Below are 21695 nucleotides of genomic sequence, written 5' to 3'. Positions count from 1 at the left end.
CGCCGAACCTCGAACAAAGGCGCGGCCATGGAATTCGACTTCGGTGCAGTTCTTGTCGACTGGCGGCTGCTCGCCAAGGGCGTGGCGTGGACGGTCGGCCTGACGGCCATCGCCACCGTCATCGGCATGGCCGTGGGCGTGGCCTGCGCCTGGGCGCGCGCCAGCGGACCCGCGTGGCTTCGCTGGGTGGTCGGCAGCTATGTGGAGCTGATCCGCAACACGCCTTTCATCGTGCAGCTGTTCTTCATCTTCTTCGGGCTGCCCGCGGCGGGCATCAAGCTCACACCGGAAACGGCATCGATCATTGCAATGGTGATGAACCTCGGGGCCTATTCCACCGAGATCATCCGCGCCGGCATCGAGGCCACGCCCAAGGGGCAGATCGAGGCGGCCGTGAGCCTGGCACTCGACAAGGTGCAGGTGTTCACCCGCGTGGTGCTGCCGCCGGCGCTCAAGAAGGTGTGGCCCGCCATGGTGAGCCAGATCATCATCGTGATGCTGGGCTCGGCCGTGTGCGGACAGATCTCCACCGAGGAGCTGAGCTACGCGGCCAACCTCATCCAGAGCCGCAACTTCCGCGCCTTCGAGGCCTTCATCGTCGCCACGCTGCTCTACCTGGCGCTGGCCGTTGCGCTGCGCAGGCTGCTCAACTGGGTCGGGCCGAGATTCTTCTTCGGCCGCTGAACGCAGGACGCCACCACCATGGTCGATTTTTCTCTCTGGGACATCCTGCGCAACCTGCTGATGGCGCTGCGCTGGACCGTCGTGCTGTCGCTCATCGCCTTTGTCGGGGGCGGGCTGGTGGGCGCCCTGCTGCTGTTCCTGCGGCTGCGCGGCGGCAGCGCCATGGGCCGCGCCGTCGGCCTCTACGTGCAGCTGTTCCAGGGCACGCCGCTCCTGATGCAGTTGTTTCTCGCCTACTTCGGCATTGCGCTGTTCGGCATCGACGTGTCGGCCTGGACCGCGGCCAGCGTGGCGCTCACGCTCTACACCAGCGCCTTTCTCACCGAGATCTGGCGCGGCTGCGTGGCCTCCATTCCCAAGGGCCAGTGGGAAGCGTCGGGCAGCCTGGCGCTGAGCTTCAGCGAGCAGATGCGCCATGTGATCCTGCCGCAGGCCGTGAAGATCGCCATCGCGCCGACGGTGGGCTTCCTGGTGCAGGTGATCAAGGGCACGGCGCTCGCCTCGGTGATCGGCTTTGTCGAACTCACCAAGGCCGGCAGCATGATTTCGAACGCCACCTTCAAGCCCTTCGTGGTGTTCAGCTGCGTGGCGCTGCTTTATTTCGTGCTGTGCTTCCCGGTGAGCCTGTACGCCAAGAATCTCGAGAGGAAATCCCATGGCCGCCGTGCTTGAATCCCACCAGACCTTTGCCGCGCCCATCGTGCGCGTGACCGCGCTGCGCAAGTCGTATGGCACGAACGAGGTGCTCAAGGGCATCGACCTGGACGTGAAACGCGGCGAGGTCATCGCCATCATCGGCAAGAGCGGCTCGGGCAAGAGCACGCTGCTGCGCTGCATCAACGGGCTCGAGGTGTTCCAGGAAGGCTCGCTCACGGTCGACGGCAAGCCCCTGCTGCACGAGAGCGCCATGGCCATGCGCGAACTGCGCCAGCGCGTGGGCATGATCTTCCAGAGCTTCAACCTGTTCCCGCATCTCACGGTCGGCAAGAACGTGATGCTCGCGCCCACGCTGGTCAAGAAGCGCAGCGGCATGGAGGCGGCCTCGCAGGCGCGCAAGCTGCTCGAGCGCGTGGGCCTGGCCGAGAAATTCGACGCCATGCCCGAGCAACTCTCGGGCGGCCAGCAGCAGCGCGTGGCCATCGCCCGCGCGCTGGCCATGGAGCCGGCCGTGCTGCTGTGCGACGAGATCACCTCGGCGCTCGACCCTGAACTGGTGGGCGAGGTGCTGCGCGTGGTGGAGTCGCTGGCCGACGAAGGCATCACGCTGCTGATGGTCACGCACGAGATGAGCTTTGCGCGCAAGGTGAGCGACCGCGTCATCTTCATGCACCAGGGCCGCGTGCACGAGATGGGGCCGCCGGCGGACATATTCGGCAATCCGCAGACGGCCGAACTCAAGCAGTTTCTCTCGTCGCTGCACGACTGAGACGGTACGCAGAGCCGCGCTACTTCTTGCCTGCCCGCGCACGCGCGGGCTTTCGCATGGCCATGCCGGGCGGCGGCTCGAAGCTGTCGTCCGCCCCCAGGCCGGTGGCCACGCCGAGCCGCGCCGCCAGGTGCGCGGCGTCGTAGGGCGCGTGCACCTTGACGTCGTTGTCGAAGTAGCAGAACACGTCGCGCCCCTTGCGCCCGGACAGCCGGCGCGAGGGCACGGCCAGCCTCGCGTCCTTCACCTGGCGTCCATGGCGCCAGGCGTCGATGCGCTCGGCCCAGCGGTCGAGCGCGGCATCGTCGTAGCCGCTCGCGTAGAGCTCCTTGTCGCCATGCAGCCGCATGTAGACGAAGTCGGCGCACAAGTCTTCGAGCAGGGGCCAGCGCCCCGCGGTGTCGGCAACCACCAGCGCAACGCCGTGCCGGCGCAGCATCGCAATGAAGTCCGGATTCGCGAAGCTCGCATGCCGCACTTCCATCGCATGCCGGATGCGCAGCTTTGCGGGCGCCTTCAGCAGCGCGCGGTCGTCGGCAAGCTTCTCGTTGTGCTGCCGTGCCAGCCTGAGGGCGGACCGGCCGTCCCGGGGCAGGAGCGACAAAAATTCCTCGAGGCGTGCGGCGTCGTAGGCAAACGATGGCGGCAGCTGCCAAAGAATCGGCCCCAGCTTGGAACCCAGCGCGAACACGCCCGACGCAAAGAAGTTGGCCAGCGCACTGCGCGGCTCTCTGAGCCGCAGGTTGTGAGTGATGTAGCGCGGACCCTTCACCGCAAACACGAAATCGTCCGGCGTCGCGTCGTGCCACGCCTGCCAGGACGCGGGGCGCTGCAGCGAATAGAACGAGCCGTTGATCTCGACGGTGGGCAGCATGCGCGAGGCAAAGTCGAGTTCGAGGCGCTGCGCCAGCCCCTTCGGGTAGAAGCGGCCCCGCCATGGCGCATAGCGCCAGCCGGAAATTCCGATTCGCGTGGTGCCCTGCATCGTTCGTCTTTTTCTTGCCGAAGACCCGAACGTGGCCTGCCCGGCGGTGCCGTGGCGTAGGAAATTTTCCTGTTCGCGTAGCAGCCATGGGGAGCCTGCAGGGCCCTTCGGCCCAGCGTGGCCGGAACCATGCGGGCTGTGGCAAGCTCCGAGGAGTATGCAAATCCGCCCCATGCCTTTCACCTCCCGCCGCTCGATGCTGCGCGCGCTATTGGGCGCCGCGGCCCTGCCATTGCCGCTGTCGGCCCTGGCCGGCTTCAACTTCTTCACCAGCGAATACACCGCCACGCGCGATGAGCTGCAGGCGCAGATCGCCAAGCGATTTCCGGTGGCCGAGCGCTATGCCGAGATCTTCATGGTCGGGCTGCGCGACCCGCAACTGAGCCTCGACGCACGCAGCAACCGCGCGGGCATCACGGCCACGCTGACCATTGCCAGCCCCTTGCTGGCCGCCTCGCCGGTGCAGGGCGTGGTCTCGGTCAGCAGCGCGCTGCGCTACGACGCCGCCACGCGCGCGCTGCGGCTCGACCAGCCCAAGGCCGAACGCCTCGAACTGCAGGGCGTGCAGGGCCGCGATGCGGAGCGCCTGCAGAAGATCGGTGCGCTCGTGGCGCAGGAACTGCTGCAGGGGCAGGTGCTGCGCAGCTTCACGGCCGAGGAGCTCACCGTCGGGCGCAAGACCTACGAGATCGGCGACATCACGGTGCAGGACGACGGCATCAAGGTACAGCTCAAATGACCTCTCCCCTGCTTCGCGCGTATCGCCCAGCCTTGGCCACCCTGGCGGCCTGCATCGCCGGCGCCTTGCTCATCGCGGGCTGCGCGGCCATCCTGCCCAGGGCCAAGCAGCACTTCGACCTGCAGGCACACCGCGGCGGACGGGGGCTCGCGCCCGAGAACACGCTGGCGGCGTTCTCGAATGCCATCGACCTGGGCGTGAACACGCTCGAACTCGACATCGGGCTCACGGCCGACGGCGTGGTCGTGATCTCGCACGACACCGCGCTCAACCCCGACCACACGCGCGATGCGGACGGCGCCTGGCTGCCGCCGAAGACCGGCGCCACCGTGCGCTCGCTCACGCTGGCGCAACTGCAGCGCTACGACGTCGGCCGCCTGAACCCCGTAAGCAACTACGGCAAGCAGTTCGCGCTGCAACAGCCGCGCGACGGCGAGCGCATTCCCACGCTGGCCGCGCTGTTCGATCACGTGCGCGCACGCGGCGCTGCGGCTGCCACGGTGCGCTTCAACATCGAAACCAAGATCGACCCCACCAAGCCCGACGAGACCGCCGCGCCCGAGCCGGTGGTGCGCGCCCTGCTCGCCGAAATCGACAAGGCGCAAATGGGCAGTCGCGTGACCATCCAGAGCTTCGACTGGCGCACGCTCGCGCTGGTCGGCCAGTTCGCGCCGCAGTTGCCGCGCGCCTACCTGAGCTCCGCGCGCACGCTCAAGGACAGCCGCTGGACGGCCGGGCTCGACGCCTCTCAGTTCGCATCGACGCCGCAGTTGGTCAAGGCCGCGGCGGGCGCGGCGGGCGGGCCTGTCATCTGGTCGCCGGCCTACAACGACCTCACACCGGCTGCCATCAAGGAAGCGCAAGGACTCGGCCTCAAGGTGCTGCCCTGGACCGTGAACCAGCGCGCCGACATGCTGCGGCTGATGGACTGGGGCGTGGACGGCCTCATCACCGACTACCCCGACGTGCTGCGCGACCTGGTGCGCGAGCGCGGCCTGTCGCTGCCGCCACCGGGAAAGGCTTCATCATGAGCATCGCCGCACGACAACTCGAAACCATCGGCGGCCACATCGCGGCACTGCAAGGCGGCGGCGGATCGGCCGTTGTGCTGTCGAACGAGGCCCGCGCCAGCACAGACCTGCTGAGCGCCCTCCCGCCGCGCTATGGCGAGGTGCTGCTGAGCCTGCTCGACCGCCTCGAATCGAGCGCGCTGTTCAGCGAGGAGAGCTGTTCCTTCAGCCAGAAAAACCTGCTCGACAACCTGCAGGTGTGGGTCGACAAGGCCCGCGCGCAATTGGAGTCCTGAGGAGAACCCACATGCAAAGACGCACCCTTCTTCTGCGCGCCGCCCCGCTGCTCGCGCTTGTATCCACGGCGGCATGGCCGCTGGCCGCATCGGCCGCCGCGCCGATGGTCGAGATCTGGAAAGACCCGAACTGCGGCTGCTGCCAGGACTGGGTCAGGCATCTCAACGCGAACGGCTTCGCCACCCGCGTGCACGACGATGGCAACAACGCCGCGCGCACCCGGCTCGGCGTTCCCGCCAAGCTGGGCTCGTGCCACACCGGACTGATCGGCGGCTATGCGCTCGAAGGCCATGTGCCCGCGCGCGAGGTGCACAGGCTGCTGCGCGAAAAGCCCAAGGCCATCGGCCTTGCGGTGCCCGGCATGCCGGTGGGATCGCCAGGCATGGACGGCGCCACGTACGGCGATCGGCGCGACCCTTACGACGTGCTGCTCGTGCTGGCCGATGGCGGCAGCCGCGTCTACCAGAGCTACCGCTGAGAAAGATCGAGCCTTCCGTCAGCTGAAGCGGGCGGGATCGAACGGGGCCAGCGCCGTCTCGGGCGTGGTGCCCGCGAGCAATTGCGCCGCGAGCCTGCCGGTGCGCGCCGAGCCGCACAGGCCGACGTGCCCATGCCCGAAGGCCAGCACGATGTCCGCGCTGGCCGCGGCCGCGCCGATGCAGGGCAGCCCGTCGGGCAGGCTGGGCCGGTGGCCGAGCCAGTGCTTCACGGCCGCCGCCTGCGGCGCCTCCATGGCAAGCGCCGGAAACATCGACAGCAGATGCCGGTGCAGGATCTCGGCGCGCCGCCAGTCGGGCGCGGCCTCGAGCCCGCCGATCTCGACCTGGCCGGCCGCGCGCAGGCCGCCGTCCATCCAGTGCGCGATGAGCTTGCCGTCGGCCACCATGGTCGGCGTGCGCGGCCCCACCGAAGCCCCTTCGACGACCACGTGGTAGCCGCGTTCCGATTCGAGCGGCACCGCCGATCCGGCCGCCGCGGCCAGCGGGCCCGAGCGCGCGCCGGCGCAGATGGCGGCGGCGTCGCAGGCGATCTCGCCGGCCTCGGTGCGCACCGCGCGCAATCGCCCGCCTTCGATGCGAAAGCCGGTGGCGCGCGCCGCCACGCGCTGCGCGCCGGCCTCCTGCGCATGCCGCGCCAGCGCCGCCACGTAGGCCCCCGGATTGCGGCAGTGCCCGGCCTCGGGCACGAAGATGCCGAGCGTGTAGCGCGCATCGAGGTCGGGTTCGCGCTGCCGCAGTTCCGGCTCCGCCCATTCCTCCCATTGCACGCCGGTGTGCCGGCGCACGCGCCAGCCGAGCGCGTCGCCCTCGAACTCCTCACGCGAGCGGTACGCATGCAGCAGCCCGCGCTGCTCGATGAGCTGCGGCACCCCGGCCTCGGCGGCGAGCCGGGCGTGCAGCGCCGGTGCGTCGGCCAGCAGCGTGCGCAGCGCGTCGGCCGTGCGCTGCACGCGCGCCTCGGTCCAGCCCGAGGCCAGGTAGCGCAGCAGCCAGGGCAGGGCCCGCGGCAGATAGCGCCAACGCAGCGCAAGCGGCCCCAGCGGATCGGCCAGCCAGCCGGGCACCTTGCGCCACGCACCGGGCAGCGCGGGCGGCACCACGGAATGCGACGACAGCCAACCCGCATTGCCGTAGCTCGTGGCCTGCGGGCCCGCCCGGCTCGCCGGGCTCCACCACCGTCACGCGCAGGCCGGCGCGCAAGGCCTCGATGGCGGTCGCGCTGCCCACGGCGCCCGCGCCGATCACGACCACGTGGCGTCCCGCGCCTTGCGCAGAGAAACTTCTTGCAACTGTCATGGGGGCCTATCGTAGAGGGCGCGGTCCCATAATCGGCCGCCATGCCTGCTCCGTCATCCGTTTCCTCTTCCCTTGCTTCGTCTTCCGGCGCCATCACCGATGTGGCCGGCATCGAAGTCGGCCATTTTTCCGACACGCGCCGGCCCACCGGTTGCACCGTGGTCCTCGCCCGCGAAGGGGCGGTTGCCGGCGTCGATGTGCGCGGCGCCGCGCCGGGCACGCGCGAAACCGACCTGCTCTCGCCCGGCAACCTGGTACAGCAGGTGCACGGCATCATGCTGGCCGGTGGCAGCGCCTGGGGCCTGGCCGCGGCCGACGGGGCGATGCGCTGGCTCGAGGAGCGCAACATCGGCATGGACGTGCGCTTTGGCACCCTGCCCATCGTGCCGGCCGCCGTGCTGTTCGACCTGCCCATGGGCGACGCGCGCATCCGCCCCGATGCCGCGGCCGGCTATGCGGCCTGCGAGGCGGCCACCCGCAATGCGCCGGAAGAAGGCAACGTGGGCGCCGGCAGCGGCGCGCTCGTGGGCAAGCTCTTCGGTGTGCACCGCGCGATGAAGGGCGGCATCGGCACGGCCTCGGTCACGGTGGGTGGCGTGACGGTGGGCGCGCTCATCGCGGTCAACGCGCTGGGCGACGTGATCGATCCCGACACCGCGCGGCCGGTGGCCGGCGCGCGCACCGAAGACGGCCTTGCGCTGCTCGACACGCGCCGCGCCCTGCTGCGCGGCGAGCCGCCCAAGCCGCTGCTCGCGGGCACCAACACCACGCTCGGCGTGATCGCGACCGACGCGGTGCTGACCAAGGTGCAGGCCAACCGCCTCGCCAGCGTGGCGCACGACGGCCTCGCGCGCGCCATCAACCCGGTGCACACGATGAGCGACGGCGACACGCTGTTCGCGCTGGCCACCGGCCGCGTTCCGCTCGAAGGGCCCGCGTCCGAATCCAGGCCCGGCATGACCGTGCTCGGCACCATGGCCGCCGAAGCGGTGGCGCGCGCCACCTTGCGCGCGGTGCTGGCGGCGCGTTCCGTCACCGTTGGCGAGCTGCACGTCCCGTGCGCGGCCGACCTTCCAGCAACGAAAGTTTGAGCTCCCCATGGCCATGCCCAAGACGCTGAAACTGATCCTGCTGTCGATCCGCGACCTCATCGCCTCGGCAGGCCCGGTCGTGTTCCTCGTGATCGGCCTGCTGATCGCCGCCTACTGGTGGCTGGAGCCGCAGCCGCCCAAGCATGTGACGCTGGCCACCGGACCGACCGGCAGCGCCTATTCGCAGTTCGGCAAGCGCTATGCCGAGCTGCTCAAGACGAGCGGCATCGAGGTGGAACTCAAGGCCACCACGGGTTCTTCCGAGAACCTGGAACTGCTGCGCAGCGGCGGCGCCGACGTGGGCTTTGTGCGCGGCGGCAGCGCCGATCCGGTGGCCGACGAGAAAGCCGGGCTCACCTCCCTCGGCAGCCTGTTCTTCGAGCCGATCTGGCTCTTCTACCGCGCCGACAGCGCGCAGAAGATCGACCGCAAGACCGCCACCCTGACATCACTCGCCCAATTGCGCGGCCTGCGCGTGAATGTCGACCTGGCGGGCAGTGGCCTGCCCGAGATCATGGAAAGGCTCTTCAAGGCCAACCATCTCGAGCCCGAGGCGCTGCAGCTTTCCAACCTCGAACAGGCGGCCGCGGCCGAAGCGCTGCAGGCCGGCCTGCTCGACGCCATCGTGCTGGCTTCGGCGCCGCAGTCGCCGCAGGTGCAGCGGCTGCTGCGCGCGCCCGACATCAAGCTGATGGACTTCGGCCAGGCCGATGCGTACTCGCGGCGCTTTCCGTTCCTCTCGACGGTGACGCTGCCGCGCGGCGTGGTCGACCTGGCCAAAGACCTGCCGCCTACGGACGTCTCGCTGCTCGCGGCCACCACCTCGCTGCTCTCGCGCGACGAGACCCATCCCGCGCTGCGCCAGCTCTTCGCGCAGGCCGCGCAAGGCGTGCACAGCGACGCCGGCTGGTTCAACCGCGCACGCGACTTCCCCAACACGCGCACCAGCGAACTGCCCGTGAGCCCCGAAGGCGACCGCGCGATCAACGGCACGCCGCCGTTCTGGCAGCGCTACCTGCCGTTCTGGGCCAGTAATCTGATCGAGCGCATGTGGCTGGTGCTTGGCGGCCTCCTGGTGCTGATGCTGCCGCTGAGCCGCGTGGTGCCGCCGCTCTACCAGTTCCGCGTGCGGCGCCGCGTGTTCCGCTGGTATGCGCGGCTGCGCGACATCGAGACCAAGGTGGATACCCGCCAAGGCGGGCGCGACGAATTGCTCGACGAACTCGAGGAGCTCGACCGCGTGGTCAACAAGGTGGCCGTTCCGCTGTCATACGCGGACGAGCTCTACGCGCTGCGCAACAACATCCACACGGTGCAAAGGCGCGTGCAGATGCGCTGGCCGCAGCCGGGCGATTTCGCGCCCCGGACGCCGCCGCCCGCAGAAGCCGCAAAAAGCGCTTGACTTGGAGTGCGCTCCAACTTCGAGAATTCCCGCCATGGAAGCCCACTTGACCATTGCGGAAGTCGCGCGGCGCACCGGCCTCACGGCCGACACGCTGCGCTACTACGAGCGCATTGGACTGATCGCCGCGGTGCCTCGTGCACCGGGCGGCCAGCGCCGCTATGCGAGCGCCGACCTGGACTGGCTGGCCTTCCTGTTGCGCCTGCGCGAGACCGGCATGCCCATCCAGGGCATGCAGGCCTTCGCCAGGCTTCGAAGCCAGGGGGACGCCAGTGTCGGGGAGCGGCGCCAGATGCTCGAACAGCATCTTGCCGATGTCCAGGCCAAGGTGGCGGCGCTGCAGCAATCCATGCAGGCGCTGTCGCTGAAGATCGAGCACTACCGTGCCATCGACAGGAAGCGTCCCTCGTCACCGGGCACAGCCCCCGAAGGAAAGACGAGCAATGACCCAAGCACAAGCGGCAAGCCAGCACCGCAACGACGACAACCTGCGCTACGAGCGCGGGCTCGCCAAACTCCAGCAGATCGACGGTGAAGGCGGCGTCAAGGTCGTCGAAAGCCTGGCCGGCATCGCCCCTGATTTCGCGCGCCTCTTGATCGAGTTTCCGTTCGGCGACATCTACTCGCGCCCCGGCCTCGACCTGCGTTCGCGCGAGATCGCGGTGGTGGCCGCGCTCACGGCCATGGGCAACGCCGCGCCGCAGCTCAAGGTGCACATCCAGGGCGCGCTCAACGTCGGCGTCACGCGCACCGAAATCGTCGAGACCCTCATGCAGATGGCCGTGTACGCGGGCTTCCCCGCCGCACTCAACGGCCTGGCCGCAGCGCGCGAGGTGTTTGCGGCCGACGATGAAAAAAGCGCACGGCCCCTTGCGGAACCGCGCGCTTTTGCGGAAACGGCCTGAGGCTTACTTGAGCGCCTTGTAGCGCATGCGCTTGGGCTTGGCCCCTTCTTCGCCCAGGCGCTTCTTCTTGTCGGCTTCGTACTCCTGGTAGTTGCCGTCGAAGAAGGTCCACTGGCTGTCGCCTTCGGCCGCAAGAATGTGCGTGGCAATGCGGTCGAGGAACCAGCGGTCGTGGCTGATGACCATGACCGTGCCGGCGAATTCGAGCAGCGCGTCTTCGAGCGCACGCAGGGTTTCCACGTCCAGGTCGTTCGACGGTTCGTCCAGCAGCAGTACGTTGCCGCCCGCGATCAGCGTCTTGGCCAGGTGCAGCCGGCCGCGCTCGCCGCCCGACAGCGTGCCGACCTTCTTCTGCTGGTCGGCGCCGTTGAAGTTGAAGCGGCCCGCGTAGGCGCGGCTCGCCATCTGGAACTTGCCGACATTGATGATGTCCAGGCCGTTCGAGATGTCTTCCCACACGGTCTTGTTGTTGGCGAGCTCGTCGCGGTGCTGGTCGACGAAGGCCATCTTGACCGTCGAGCCGATGATGACTTCGCCGCTGTCCGCCTTCTCCTTGCCCGCGAGCAGCTTGAAGAGCGTCGACTTGCCGGCGCCGTTCGGGCCGATGATGCCGACGATCGCGCCCGGCGGCACGGTGAAGCTCAGGTTGTCGATCAGCATGCGGTCGCCGAAGGACTTGCTGACGCCGTGGAACTCGAACACCTGCTGGCCCAGCCGCTCCGCCACCGGAATGAAGATCTCCTGCGTCTCGTTGCGCTTCTGGTATTCCAGGTCGCTCAGCTCCTCGAAGCGGGCCAGGCGGGATTTGCTCTTGGCCTGGCGTGCCTTCGGGTTCTGGCGCGACCACTCCAGCTCCTTCTTCAGCGCCTTGGCGTGGGCTTCTTCGCTCTTCTGCTCCTGCGCCAGGCGTTCGCCCTTCTGCTCGAGCCAGGTGCTGTAGTTGCCCTTCCAGGGAATGCCGCGGCCGCGGTCCATTTCCAGGATCCACTCGGCCGCGTTGTCGAGGAAGTAGCGATCGTGGGTGATGGCCACCACGGTGCCCGTGAAGCGCTGCAGGAACACTTCGAGCCACTCCACCGATTCGGCGTCCAGGTGGTTGGTCGGCTCATCGAGCAGCAGCATGTCGGGCTTGGACAGCAAGAGGCGGCACAGCGCCACGCGCCGCTTTTCGCCGCCTGACAGCAGGCCGATCTTCGCGTCCCACGGCGGAAGGCGCAATGCGTCGGCGGCGATTTCGAGTTGATGTTCGGAATCGGTGCCGGCGGTGGCGATGATGGCTTCGAGTTGGGCCTGCTCGGCCGCCAGCGCGTCGAAGTCGGCGTCTTCGGCGCCATAGGCGATGTACACCTCTTCGAGGCGCGCCTTGGCCGCAAACACCGCACCCATGGACTCTTCGACCGATTCGCGCACCGTGTGCTCGGTGTTGAGCTTGGGTTCCTGCTCCAGATAGCCGATCGTCATCCCCGGCATGGGCAGCGCCTCGCCCTCGAACTCCTTGTCCACACCCGCCATGATCTTGAGCAGCGTGGACTTGCCCGAGCCGTTCAGGCCGAGCACGCCGATCTTGGCGCCGGGGAAGAAAGAAAGCGAAATGTCTTTCAAGAGCTGCCGCTTGGGCGGCACGGTCTTGCTGACGCGGTTCATCGAATAGACGTATTGAGCCATCTGTGAGGGTTACCTTGGGTAGCGGGATTCGGGAAAAATCGGAGAACGGCGCCGGCGCCCGAAGGAAGCTTTCGGGCGCGGCAAACCATGGATTATCGACTCATGCGACAATACACACCGTTGCCGGGTCCAGTTGCCCGCAACACCGGCTCTCTGCCGGGGACGAAGAAAGCGCCTTTCAACCCTCTTGCGAGGGCGGACTTTCCGGCTCCCACCCCTGACCTTCATCAGCCTTGACTGGCTCGGCGTCACCAAAAGACGCCAAGCGGGCCGATGCCACTGCGCCGTGTATGGCGCTTATTGTTTCCAATGAATTTTGACGAACTGAAGCTGGCTCCCGCCATCTTGAAGGCTGTGCACGAGCACGGTTACGACACCCCCACCCCCATCCAGGCGCAAGCCATTCCCGCGGTCCTCGAAGGCCACGACCTTCTGGGCGGCGCCCAGACCGGCACCGGCAAGACCGCTGCGTTCACCCTGCCCATGCTGCACAAGCTCAGCGTGGGCGCGAGCGCCACCAACAAGTTCGGCGGCATCGGCATCCGTGCGCTGGTGCTCACGCCCACGCGCGAACTCGCGGCCCAGGTCGAGGAGTCGGTCCGCACCTATGGCAAGTACCTGGAGCTCGACTCGACCGTGATCTTCGGCGGCGTGGGCATGAACCCGCAGATCAGCAAGCTCAAGAAGGGCGTCGACATCCTCGTGGCCACCCCCGGCCGCCTGCTCGACCTGCAGCAGCAGGGCATGCTCGACCTGAGCCAGGTCCAGATGCTGATCCTGGACGAAGCCGACCGCATGCTCGACATGGGCTTCATCCATGACGTGAAGAAAATTCTTGCGCTGGTGCCCAGGGAAAAGCAGAGCCTGCTGTTCTCGGCCACCTTCAGCGACGAGATCCGCGACCTGGCCGCCACGCTGCTCAAGAACCCGCAGAGCATCCAGGTCACGCCGCGCAACACCACCGTGCAGCGCATCACCCAGGTGATCCACCCCGTGGGCCGCGGCAAGAAGAAGGCGCTGCTCGCGCACATCATCAACGAGAACAAGTGGAGCCAGGTGCTCGTGTTCACGCGCACCAAGTTCGGTGCCAACAGCGTGGCCGAGTTCCTCACCAAGAACGGCATCGAGGCGATGGCGCTGCACGGCAACAAGAGCCAGAGCGCGCGTACGCAGGCGCTGGCCGGCTTCAAGAGCGGCGACATCCGCGCGCTGGTGGCGACCGACATCGCGGCCCGCGGCATCGACATCGACGAGCTGCCGCACGTCGTGAATTTCGAGATCCCGAACGTCAGCGAAGACTACGTGCACCGCATCGGCCGCACCGGCCGCGCCGGTTCGAGCGGCGAGGCCGTGAGCTTCGTCTGCCTGGACGAAGAAGGCTTCATGCAGGAAATCGAACGCTTCACCAAGCAGACGATTCCGGTGCAGTTCGTCGAAGGCTTCGGCCCTGAGGACGGCGAGCGCGCCGAACCGATCGCAATGGGTCGCCAGACGATCTGGGGCGGCGCCGGCCGTCCGCCGAGCCGCGACGTGATGCAGGCAGCTGCCAAGGCTGCCCGCACCGAAATGCTGTCGCGTATTCGCGAGAACAAGGCTGGCCAGGGCGGCGGCGAGCGCGCTGGAGGTGGTGGTGGTGGCGGCAACGGCGGCGGCCAGCGCCGCGGTGGCGGCCAGGGCGGCGGCGGTGGTCAAGGCCGCAACGCCAATGGTGGCGGCCAGGGACAGGGCCAAGGCCCGCGCAGCCAGGGCGCCCGCGCGCCGCAAAGCCGCGGACCGCAGGGCCCGGCACGCACGCCGCACCATGCACCTCAGCATCAACAACAGAATCATCTGCCGCATGACGAGCGCCAACCGCGCCATCACGGCAACAGCCACAGCCCGACGCAGGCCAACCAGGTGGCGCACCTGCGCGCCGAAGCAGTCGCGGGCGGCGACGGCCAGCCGGATCCGTTGCGCACGAGCGTCGACCACATGGGTGGCGGCCGCGGTCGCGGACGTCCGGGCGGTGGCGGTGGCGGCTACGGCGGCAATCGTTCGGGCGGCGGTGGCCGTTCGGGCGGCGGCGGCGGTGGTGGTTACGGCGGCGGCGGCGGTGGCAACCGCTCCGGCGGCGGTGGCGGTGGCGGTGGCGGCCGATCGTTTGGTCGCTGATCAGCGCCGCAGGTAGAACACCTGCCTCGCAAATGAACAAAGGGCACCTCGGTGCCCTTTGTCTTTTTTCCGTCAGCGCGGCGGCGCCGTGTTGGCCCGGATGTTCTTCGCGATCCTGATGGCCAGCGCGGCCACCGCATCGTCATAGCTGCGCGCCACCTCCTGCGGCTGCGCCACCAGTTCGCCGAAGCTGCCCCAGCGATCGCGCGCCTTCGCGGGCACGCTGCCGGAAGAATCGCCGCTGGCATCGGCACCGTAGTAGATGGTCTCGGAATACACGGTGTCGCCGTCCTTGGCGGTCATCAGGTAGGCGCTCAGGTTCACGCGCGGCACATAGTCGGTCGAGAAGCGCGCCGAATACATGCCGACCTCGTTGAAGTAGACGTGCAGCACCGGCTCCGAAGTCGGCAGCATTCCGTAGTCGATGTTGTCGGGCGAAGCCGCCGGCCTGGAAACGCCCTCGAGCGCCTGCGCCTGGTAGCCCTGCGCATTCAACTGCGCAACCAGTGCGGCCGTCATCTTCGGCCCCATGTCATTGCGGACGGCTTCCATGCGCTCGTTGAATTCGGAGCCCTTGACGCGATCGGCAATCGACTGCCACAGCACGCCGAGCGGGATGCCCTTGTTCTCGGTGTGAAGCTTCTTGATCGGTGCCACGGGGATCACCATGACGCGGGTGACGGTGGGAAGTTCCGGCACAGTTGCGGGCCTGGAGCCGCAGCCCGCGAGCACCAGGATGCCGGTAAGGGCCAGGGCCAGCACGACGCGGCGGGACGGCAGGCTGCGATCGACAGGCTTCATCGGCTTGCCTCAGAGCTTTCCGCTGTCCGCCGGGTTGTGCACGATCTGGATCAGCACGTCGGGCGTGTAGGCTCTGGTGCGCGAGATCTCGGCGATTTCGCCTCCTGCCGTGCCCGCGAAGACCAGCACGCCCTGCCCTTTGTAGGCCAGGTAATGGCGCCACCGGTCCGTTCCGTTGTAGGTGGGGATCCAGGCCTTGCCTGTGTTCCGGACCGTTTCGGCGTTCGGCTTGCCTGCGATCCTGACCGCCTCCGCATAGGTCATGCTGGGCCGAAGCTGCGCGAATGCCGTGCCGGGCACCGGCTGGCCAACCACGGTGCGTTCCTCGTCTTCCTGCGCCGCAACCAGAGCGCGCCGGCCGGGCTCGTACAAGGGGGCCGATTGGCAAGCGGCGAGCGTGAGGCACGCCAGGAGAACGGAACAGCTCGATCGAAATTGCATTTTTTCTCTTCCAGGAAGGACGCCGGATTGTCGACTTGCAAGTGCCGACACAAACGTTGGAGGATCACAAATCCAACACGTTTTCCGCGCTTTTTGTCAGCCAGGCAACACCCACGAAGCCGCGCTCTCGTGTTCGTTAATGCGAAAGGCGTCATCTCGCGCGAACCCGTGCGAACACAATTGCAAGCCATGCAAGACATCCCGCCCAACTACGCCACCCTCTTCGTCGCCACCTGCAACCTGCTGAATCTCGCCAACCCGCAACGGGTGTATTACGAGAACCAGGATGCCTACGACGAGCGCGAATACGAACGCAAGATCGCCTGGACCGGCGAGCGCTTCCACGCGCTCAATGCCGACGTGCTCGCGGTGCAGGAAGTCTGGGACGAGAGCGCGCTGAAGGCCGCCATTGCGCGCAGCGGCCTGCGCTACGACTTCGTCTCGGTGCCCGGCGCCGAGAACACGCCGCCGCACAACGGCGCGCAGGGCACGCCGCGGGTCGGCATCGCCACGCGGCTGCAGGTGGACCATGTCCAGTCATTCGTCGACTTTCCGCCGGGCTTCGGGGTCGAGGTGCCGGGCCTCGGCCCGCACACGCGCTTCGAGCGCCCGCCCCTCCTGGCCACGCTGCGCATGAAGCACGGGCAGCAGGTGCATGTGCTGACGGTGCACCTCAAGTCGAAGCGGCCGAAATTCCTGCAGGACGCGCAAGGCAATGCCCTGGAAGACCGGGAGGACCGCAAGGTCGGCGCAATGGCTTCGCTGCGCTCGCTCGTCATGCGGGGCGTCGAGGCGGCGGCCCTGCGCTGCATCGTGATCGACCTGCTGCAGGGCACGAACACGCCGCTGGTGGTGATGGGCGACTTCAACGACGAGCCGCACAGCGTCACCACGCAACTGGTGGCCGCCACCTCCGAGGTGGCCTACGACAAGGCCGCGCGCGACGTGGCGCTGTTCAATGCCTACGAGATGCAGGGCGAATCGGCGCTCAAGAAAGACGTGGCCTATTCGCACATCCACCAGGGCTTTCCGGCCGTGCTCGACCAGATCTTCGTGAGCGAGGAGTTCGTTGCGACGAGCCGGCGCAGCCTGGGCGACGTGCGCCGGGTCGACTACTTCAACGACCACCTGCACGAAGGCCGCGACCGCTCGCGCTCGGACCACGGCTTCGTGCGCGCGCTGCTCCGGCTGCGCACCGATTAGGGCATGCGCCGGCCGCTCTGGCGGTCGAACAGGTGCACGCGGTCGGCATCGATGGCCAGGCCCACGGTCTGGTCGGGCTGCGCGTCGACGCGGCCGTGCACCGCCAGCACCAGCTTCGCTTCGCCGACCTGCACCAGCAGTTCGGTCTCGGCGCCCGTGGGCTCGACCACGATCACCTGCGCATCGACGCCGCTGCCGCCGCCCAGCGTGATGTCGCCGGGACGGATGCCGTAGTGCACCGGCTGGCCGTCGGGTGCCGAGGTGGCCGGCGGCACGGGCCAGCGCGCGCCGTGGGCCTCCACCCAGCATTCGCCACCCGAGCGCCGCACCGTGCCCTCGATCACGTTCATCGACGGTGAGCCGATGAACTGCGCGACGAACAGGTTGTCGGGGCGGTCGTACAGGTCGAGCGGCGTACCGATCTGCTCGACGATGCCGTCGTGCATCACCACGATGCGGTCGGCCATGGTCATGGCTTCGATCTGGTCGTGCGTCACGTAGACCGTGGTGGTCTTCAGGCGCTGGTGCAGCGCCTTGATCTCGGCGCGCATGGCCACGCGCAGCTTGGCGTCGAGGTTGGACAGGGGCTCGTCGAACAGGAACACCTTGGGGTCGCGCACGATGGCACGCCCCATGGCCACGCGCTGGCGCTGGCCGCCCGACAGTTCGCGCGGATAGCGTCCGAGCAGCGCGTCGAGGTTGAGGATCTTCGCCGCCCGCGACACGCGCTCGTCGGTCACCGACTTCTCGGCGTTGCGCAGCCGCAGGCTGAAGCCCATGTTCTCGCCCACCGTCATGTGCGGATAGAGCGCGTAGCTCTGGAACACCATGGCGATGTCGCGGTCCTTCGACTCGAGGTCGTTGACCACGCGGCTGTCGATCATGATCTCGCCGCCGCTGATGTCTTCCAGGCCCGCGAGCATGCGCAGCAAGGTCGACTTGCCGCAGCCCGAAGGCCCGACCAGCACCACGAACTCGCCGTCGGTGATGTCGAAGCTCAGGCCCTGGATGATCTGGACCTTGCCGAAGGATTTCTGGATATTGCGAAAGGATACGGATGCCATTTTTATTCCCAGGGTTCGCTCAGCTCTTGACGGCACCAGCGGTGAGTCCGCCCACCATGTAGCGCTTGAAGGCGTAATAGATCGCCGCAGGCGGCAATGCGTAGATGAGGCCGGTGGCCATCAGCAGCTCCCACGGCGAATCGTCGGCCGACAGGAAGTTGCCGAGCGCCACCGCGAGCGTCACGCTCCTGTCGTTCGACAGCAGCAGGAAGGCGTAGAGGTATTCGTTCCATGCCAGCAGCAGCGAATAGGTGCCCACCGCCACCAGCGACGGCACCATCAGCGGCAGGTACACCAGGCGGAACAGCTGCAGCGGCGAAGCACCGTCCATGCGCGCGGCTTCGTCGAGTTCGTAGGGCAGCTTGTCGGAAGCCTGCTTCAGCACCCAGATGCAATACGGCGAGGCGATGGTCACCATGGCGAGGATCAGCGACCACTGGCTGTTGAGGAGACCATAGTTGCCCATGGTCTTGTACATGGGCACCGCGAGAAAGGCCGCGGGAATGAAGTAGGTGAAGAGCGCCAGGTTCATCACCGTGCGCCCGCCCCTCACGCGCAGCCGGCTGATCGCGAACGCAGCCGTGGTCGCGACGAACAGCGTGAGCGCGCCGACCGACACCGCGATCAGGAGCGAGTTCCACAGCTGCAGCCAGAAGTGGTCGAGGTAGAAGTGCTTCTGCTGGAACACGATGCGGAAGTTGTCCAGCGTCGGGTTCTTGGGCCACAGGTGGCCCGAGGTCGCGGAGTCTTTCGACGAGATCGCGAACAGCACCATGTGATAGACCGGGATCAGCGTCCACAGCAGCACCGGAATGCCAATCAGCAGCAGCTTGGCCTCGGTCGCTATGGCCTTGGGGGTCCAGCGTTTCATTTCGAGAGCCTCTTCATCATGAAGTAAACAAGCGGCAGAACCAATGGCAAGGCCACCACGATCGAAGCCATCGACAGATCCACCTGATCAAGGCGCAGATAGCGGATGCCCAGCGTCGCAAGCACATGCGTCAGGTCGGCAGGTCCGCCGCCGGTCAGCAGGTAGACGCTGTTGAAGTCGCCCAGCGTCCAGATCATCGAGAGGATCAGCGAGGTGATGTAGAGCGTCTTCAGCGCCGGCCAGCTCACGAAGCGGAATTTCTGCCATGACGAGGCGCCGTCGACCGAGGCCGCTTCGTACTGCTCGGTGGGAATGGCCAGCCGGCCGGCCACGAGGATGAGCGTCCAGAACGGCAGCGACTTCCACACGTGCACCACCATCGCGAAGGTGAGCGCCAGCGCCGGGTCGTTGAGCCAGTTGGGGCCGTCGGCGCCGGTCAGGCGGAAGATGGTGCTGTTGATCACGCCCCACTCCGGGTTGAGCATGAAGCGGATCGACAGGATGGTTGGAATCGAAGGCATCGCCCATGGCAGGATGAAGATCGCCGAAATGATCTTGATCCACCAGCGCGATGTCACGAAGAAGCCCGACAGCACCAGCGCGACGAGCATCTTGATGTTGATCGCCACGACCAGGAAGATGGCCGTGTTGATCACCGAGCGGAAGAAGATCGGGTCTTCGACCAGCTTCACGTAGCTTTGCGGATGGCGGGCGAGCCACAGCCCGTAGCCCACCGGGTACAGCACGAACACCACGAACACCAGCAGGTAGGGCACGACCATGACCGCGCCCCAGAACTGCCAGCGCGCATGCCGCGCTCCAAGATTGACGAGAGGCGCCGGAAGCGGCGCGGCGGTAGCGGTGGCAGTGGAGCTCATGCGAGTCAGCCCGGTGAAGGTGGTTCCGAGTGCGGCTTACTGTGCCGCCACCGTCTTGATGCGCGCGATCATCTCGTCCACGGCCTTGTCCACCGGCACCTTGTCGGTCACGACGCGGCTCATGGCCTTGGCCCAGACGTTCTCGTTGTTGAGCACGGTGAACTTGTAGTTCTTGGTGAATTCGAAGGTCACGGTGCCGGCGGCGTACTGGTTGAAGACCGAGAGGCGGTGCGGGTCAGCCTTCCAGAAGTCGCGCTGCTGCCCGGTCTTGGTCACGGGGAACCAGCGGCCCAGCGAACCCTCGACGTACGGCGTGAGGTTTTCTTCCTGCAGCAGGAAGGCCACGAACTCCTTGGCGCGCGCCTTGTTCTTGGCGTCCTTGAACACCACGCCGGTCTTCACCGCGCTGCGATAGACCATCTTGCTGCCGTCGGGCTTGCTCGGGAAGCCGGCCGTGCGGATGCGCTCGGTGTAGTTCTTGCGCGCTTCTTCGCGCTGCTCGGGCGTGAGCGAGGCGTTGTTCGAATCGTCGAGCCACTTGGCGGCAATGGAGATGGTCGCGTTGTGCGTCATCACGGTCGTCTTGTTGTGGAACGCGACGTTGTTGTCCGGGTCCTTCCAGCTGGTGGAAGAAGGCGGCGTGCAGCCCTTGGTGTAAGGCGCGGTGTAGTCGGTCAGCGCGCCGATCAGGCCGGTGCGCACCTTCGGGTCGTCGACCAGCAGCTTGCCGTTGTCGTCCACCAGCTTGACGTTGTAGGCGTCCATGAAGGTCAGGAACGAATAGAAGGAGTCGCTGGAGTCCACGCCCATCGGCATGCCGATGCCGAAGCTGCGCTTGCCGCTTTCCTTGCGGCTGGCGGGCTGTACCTTCTCGCACCAGAACGACCAGTACTCCTTCCAGGTGCCCGGAATGTCCGATTCCTTGAAGCCCGCTTCCGCCAGCATGTCGCGCCAGTACTCGACGTGCATCGTCTGCTGCTTGATCGGGAAGGCGTAGTAGGCCTTGTTCTTGGTCTGGTCGTTGTAGAGATAGGTGGTCTCCAGCGTGTTGGGCGCGAAGCGCTCCTTCATGGGCGCGAGCACGCTGCTGATGTCTTCGAGCTTGCCGTCGAAGGCCCACTTGCCGGTGACCTGGAAGTCGTACACATCGGCGTACGCCACGTCGGGCGGGCTGCCCGAGTCGAGCGCAGACACGGTCTTGGGGATCATGTCCTGGATCGGGTACTGCGACAGCTCGATCTTCACGTTCTTGTTCTTTTCCTCGAACTTCTTGATGGCGGCGAACAGCGCATCGTCCTCGGCCTTGTAGAAGCCCTTGACCCACCAGACGGTGAGCTTTTCCTGCGCGGCAGCGGGACCTGCCGCCGCCAACAACCCCAGCGCGAACAACGTCGGCGCTATCAGCGACTTGACGACTTTCATGGTGTCTCCTTCTTCTTCGGTGGAAATGCTCGAACACGAGCGTGGGTGAAAAAATCTGTTGCAACCTGCGCCGGCCGGCACCTGAACCCGGGCTGCCGGCTAGTTCGCTTTGAGCCGCGGCGGCGGACGGCTGAGCCGCGGCAGCCGGCGGCGCGAGCCGATCACGTCGTCGATGTCCTGCCGCGCGCCGTCGATCAGGCGGATGACCGCCTGCTCGGCCTTCGGCGGATCATGTGCAATCACCGCGTCGAGCACCGCGCGGTGCAGCGGCAGCGAAAGCGCGGGACCGTCGGGCTTGCTGGTCGAGATCTCGAAGCTGGTGCGAAGCAGCGCACTGAGCGCCTTGCTCATCTGCGCCAGCATCCGGTTGCGCGCCGCGCTCAGGAGGCCGGTGTGAAAGCGAAGGTCGAAGGTGACATAGTCGCCGCCGTTCTCCACGGCTTCCTTCATGCCGGCATAGGCGCGCTCGATCTCTTCGATGTCCTGCGTGCTGGCGCGCTCGGCCGCGAGCCGCACGGCCGCCGGCTCGACCACGCGCCGCAGGTCCTGCAGGTCGCGCAGGAACTCGGGCGTGAGCCCGGCGCGCGACTGCCAGGTGATGACATCGGGGTCGAACCAGTTCCACTTGTCCTGCGGCAACACCCGCGTGCCGACCTTCGGCCCCGTCACGATCAGGCCCTTGGCGGCAAGCGATTTGATGGCTTCCCGCACCACGGTGCGGCTCACGCCCAGTTCCTCGCCCAGAATGGGTTCGGCCGGTATCGACGCCCCGATCGCATAACGGCCGGCCACGACAGCTTCGCCGAGCAATTCGAGCGTGCGACCGTGGATGTTCTTGATCATGTGCGTGATGTGAAATTTGAT

Annotated in this window: 22 protein-coding genes and 1 pseudogene; 13 read left to right on the top strand and 10 right to left on the bottom strand. The window is 67.1% G+C overall.

What is annotated here, in order from left to right; translation table 11 throughout:
* Positions 1-27: 27 nt before the first annotated feature.
* From QFZ47_RS21205 to QFZ47_RS21195, 3 genes are read left to right on the top strand one after another with little or no spacing between them, the layout of a single operon-like run.
* Positions 28-684, top strand: a complete 657-nt coding sequence (locus tag QFZ47_RS21205) for an amino acid ABC transporter permease (RefSeq protein WP_307657504.1) — start codon at positions 28-30, stop codon at positions 682-684.
* 18 nt (positions 685-702) lie between these two features.
* On the top strand, positions 703-1356 hold the full coding sequence (locus QFZ47_RS21200; protein ID WP_307657503.1) for an amino acid ABC transporter permease: 654 nt from the start codon (positions 703-705) through the stop codon (positions 1354-1356).
* Positions 1340-2110, top strand: a complete 771-nt coding sequence (locus tag QFZ47_RS21195) for an amino acid ABC transporter ATP-binding protein (protein WP_307657502.1) — start codon at positions 1340-1342, stop codon at positions 2108-2110. The genes QFZ47_RS21200 and QFZ47_RS21195 overlap by 17 nt, the downstream gene beginning before the upstream one ends.
* A 19-nt stretch (positions 2111-2129) precedes the next feature.
* Here QFZ47_RS21195 and QFZ47_RS21190 read toward each other — a convergent pair whose 3' ends face one another.
* Positions 2130-3095, bottom strand: a complete 966-nt coding sequence (locus QFZ47_RS21190; RefSeq protein WP_307657501.1) for a DUF72 domain-containing protein — start codon at positions 3093-3095, stop codon at positions 2130-2132.
* A 172-nt stretch (positions 3096-3267) separates the two neighbouring features.
* Between QFZ47_RS21190 and QFZ47_RS21185 the strand changes: the two genes are divergently transcribed.
* The 4 genes from QFZ47_RS21185 to QFZ47_RS21170 are packed head-to-tail and all read left to right on the top strand — an operon-like array spanning position 3268 to position 5619.
* On the top strand, positions 3268-3834 hold the full coding sequence (locus tag QFZ47_RS21185; RefSeq protein ID WP_307657500.1) for a YceB family lipoprotein: 567 nt from the start codon (positions 3268-3270) through the stop codon (positions 3832-3834).
* The gene (locus QFZ47_RS21180; RefSeq protein WP_307657499.1) at positions 3831-4865 is read left to right on the top strand and encodes a glycerophosphodiester phosphodiesterase; all 1035 of its coding nucleotides are present in this window, start codon (positions 3831-3833) and stop codon (positions 4863-4865) included. Before QFZ47_RS21185 ends, QFZ47_RS21180 begins: the two co-directional genes overlap by 4 nt.
* Positions 4862-5140: a hypothetical protein gene (locus tag QFZ47_RS21175; protein ID WP_307657498.1), complete on the top strand. Its 279-nt coding sequence runs from the start codon at positions 4862-4864 to the stop codon at positions 5138-5140. The genes QFZ47_RS21180 and QFZ47_RS21175 overlap by 4 nt, the downstream gene beginning before the upstream one ends.
* 11 nt (positions 5141-5151) lie before the next feature.
* The gene (locus QFZ47_RS21170; protein ID WP_307657497.1) at positions 5152-5619 is read left to right on the top strand and encodes a DUF411 domain-containing protein; all 468 of its coding nucleotides are present in this window, start codon (positions 5152-5154) and stop codon (positions 5617-5619) included.
* A gap of 18 nt (positions 5620-5637) precedes the next feature.
* Here QFZ47_RS21170 and QFZ47_RS21165 read toward each other — a convergent pair.
* Positions 5638-6937, bottom strand: a pseudogene (locus tag QFZ47_RS21165) (NAD(P)/FAD-dependent oxidoreductase).
* Between the two features lie 41 nt (positions 6938-6978).
* Between QFZ47_RS21165 and QFZ47_RS21160 the strand changes: the two are divergent.
* The 4 genes from QFZ47_RS21160 to QFZ47_RS21145 are packed head-to-tail and all read left to right on the top strand — an operon-like array spanning position 6979 to position 10335.
* Entirely contained in the window at positions 6979-8028 is a 1050-nt protein-coding gene (locus QFZ47_RS21160) for a P1 family peptidase (RefSeq protein ID WP_307657496.1), read from the top strand.
* Between the two features lie 7 nt (positions 8029-8035).
* The gene (locus QFZ47_RS21155; protein ID WP_307657495.1) at positions 8036-9430 is read left to right on the top strand and encodes a TAXI family TRAP transporter solute-binding subunit; all 1395 of its coding nucleotides are present in this window, start codon (positions 8036-8038) and stop codon (positions 9428-9430) included.
* A 34-nt stretch (positions 9431-9464) separates the two neighbouring features.
* Positions 9465-9965, top strand: a complete 501-nt coding sequence (locus QFZ47_RS21150; protein ID WP_307657494.1) for a MerR family transcriptional regulator — start codon at positions 9465-9467, stop codon at positions 9963-9965.
* Positions 9874-10335, top strand: coding sequence for a carboxymuconolactone decarboxylase family protein (locus QFZ47_RS21145; protein WP_307657493.1), 462 nt, complete (start codon positions 9874-9876; stop codon positions 10333-10335). The genes QFZ47_RS21150 and QFZ47_RS21145 overlap by 92 nt, the downstream gene beginning before the upstream one ends.
* A gap of 3 nt (positions 10336-10338) precedes the next feature.
* Here QFZ47_RS21145 and ettA read toward each other — a convergent pair whose 3' ends face one another.
* Positions 10339-12000, bottom strand: coding sequence for an energy-dependent translational throttle protein EttA (gene ettA / locus QFZ47_RS21140; RefSeq protein WP_307657491.1), 1662 nt, complete (start codon positions 11998-12000; stop codon positions 10339-10341).
* A gap of 309 nt (positions 12001-12309) precedes the next feature.
* On the opposite strand from ettA, the gene QFZ47_RS21135 reads away from it, so the two are divergent.
* Positions 12310-14151, top strand: a complete 1842-nt coding sequence (locus tag QFZ47_RS21135) for a DEAD/DEAH box helicase (protein WP_307657490.1) — start codon at positions 12310-12312, stop codon at positions 14149-14151.
* 72 nt (positions 14152-14223) lie between these two features.
* On the opposite strand, the gene QFZ47_RS21130 is transcribed toward QFZ47_RS21135, so the two are convergent.
* Complete coding sequence (locus QFZ47_RS21130) at positions 14224-14952, bottom strand: YajG family lipoprotein (protein ID WP_307657489.1); 729 nt, start codon at positions 14950-14952, stop codon at positions 14224-14226.
* A 9-nt stretch (positions 14953-14961) separates the two neighbouring features.
* Positions 14962-15324 (bottom strand): hypothetical protein, encoded by a 363-nt coding sequence (locus QFZ47_RS21125; RefSeq protein WP_307657488.1) that lies wholly within the window; start codon positions 15322-15324, stop codon positions 14962-14964.
* A gap of 258 nt (positions 15325-15582) precedes the next feature.
* Here QFZ47_RS21125 and QFZ47_RS21120 point away from each other — a divergent pair, with 258 nt between their 5' ends.
* Positions 15583-16596: an endonuclease/exonuclease/phosphatase family protein gene (locus QFZ47_RS21120; RefSeq protein ID WP_307657487.1), complete on the top strand. Its 1014-nt coding sequence runs from the start codon at positions 15583-15585 to the stop codon at positions 16594-16596.
* On the opposite strand, the gene QFZ47_RS21115 is transcribed toward QFZ47_RS21120, so the two are convergent.
* From QFZ47_RS21115 to QFZ47_RS21095, 5 genes are all read right to left on the bottom strand, one after another.
* Complete coding sequence (locus QFZ47_RS21115) at positions 16593-17660, bottom strand: ABC transporter ATP-binding protein (protein ID WP_307657486.1); 1068 nt, start codon at positions 17658-17660, stop codon at positions 16593-16595. The two genes, QFZ47_RS21120 and QFZ47_RS21115, sit on opposite strands and share 4 nt — an antisense overlap.
* 19 nt (positions 17661-17679) lie before the next feature.
* Entirely contained in the window at positions 17680-18531 is an 852-nt protein-coding gene (locus tag QFZ47_RS21110; RefSeq protein ID WP_307657485.1) for a carbohydrate ABC transporter permease, read from the bottom strand.
* A complete protein-coding gene (locus tag QFZ47_RS21105; protein WP_307657484.1) occupies positions 18528-19409 on the bottom strand; it encodes a carbohydrate ABC transporter permease in 882 nt (293 codons plus the stop codon). The genes QFZ47_RS21110 and QFZ47_RS21105 overlap by 4 nt, the downstream gene beginning before the upstream one ends.
* 36 nt (positions 19410-19445) lie before the next feature.
* Positions 19446-20831, bottom strand: coding sequence for an ABC transporter substrate-binding protein (locus QFZ47_RS21100; protein ID WP_307657483.1), 1386 nt, complete (start codon positions 20829-20831; stop codon positions 19446-19448).
* Positions 20832-20930: 99 nt separating this feature from the next.
* Positions 20931-21674, bottom strand: a complete 744-nt coding sequence (locus QFZ47_RS21095; RefSeq protein WP_307657482.1) for a FadR/GntR family transcriptional regulator — start codon at positions 21672-21674, stop codon at positions 20931-20933.
* Positions 21675-21695 lie beyond the last annotated feature (21 nt).

The organism is Variovorax paradoxus (assembly GCF_030815975.1).
GTDB lineage: Bacteria > Pseudomonadota > Gammaproteobacteria > Burkholderiales > Burkholderiaceae_C > Variovorax > Variovorax paradoxus_N.
The sequence above is the reverse complement of the archived record's forward strand: the minus strand, read 5'-3'. Positions and strand labels throughout refer to the sequence as shown.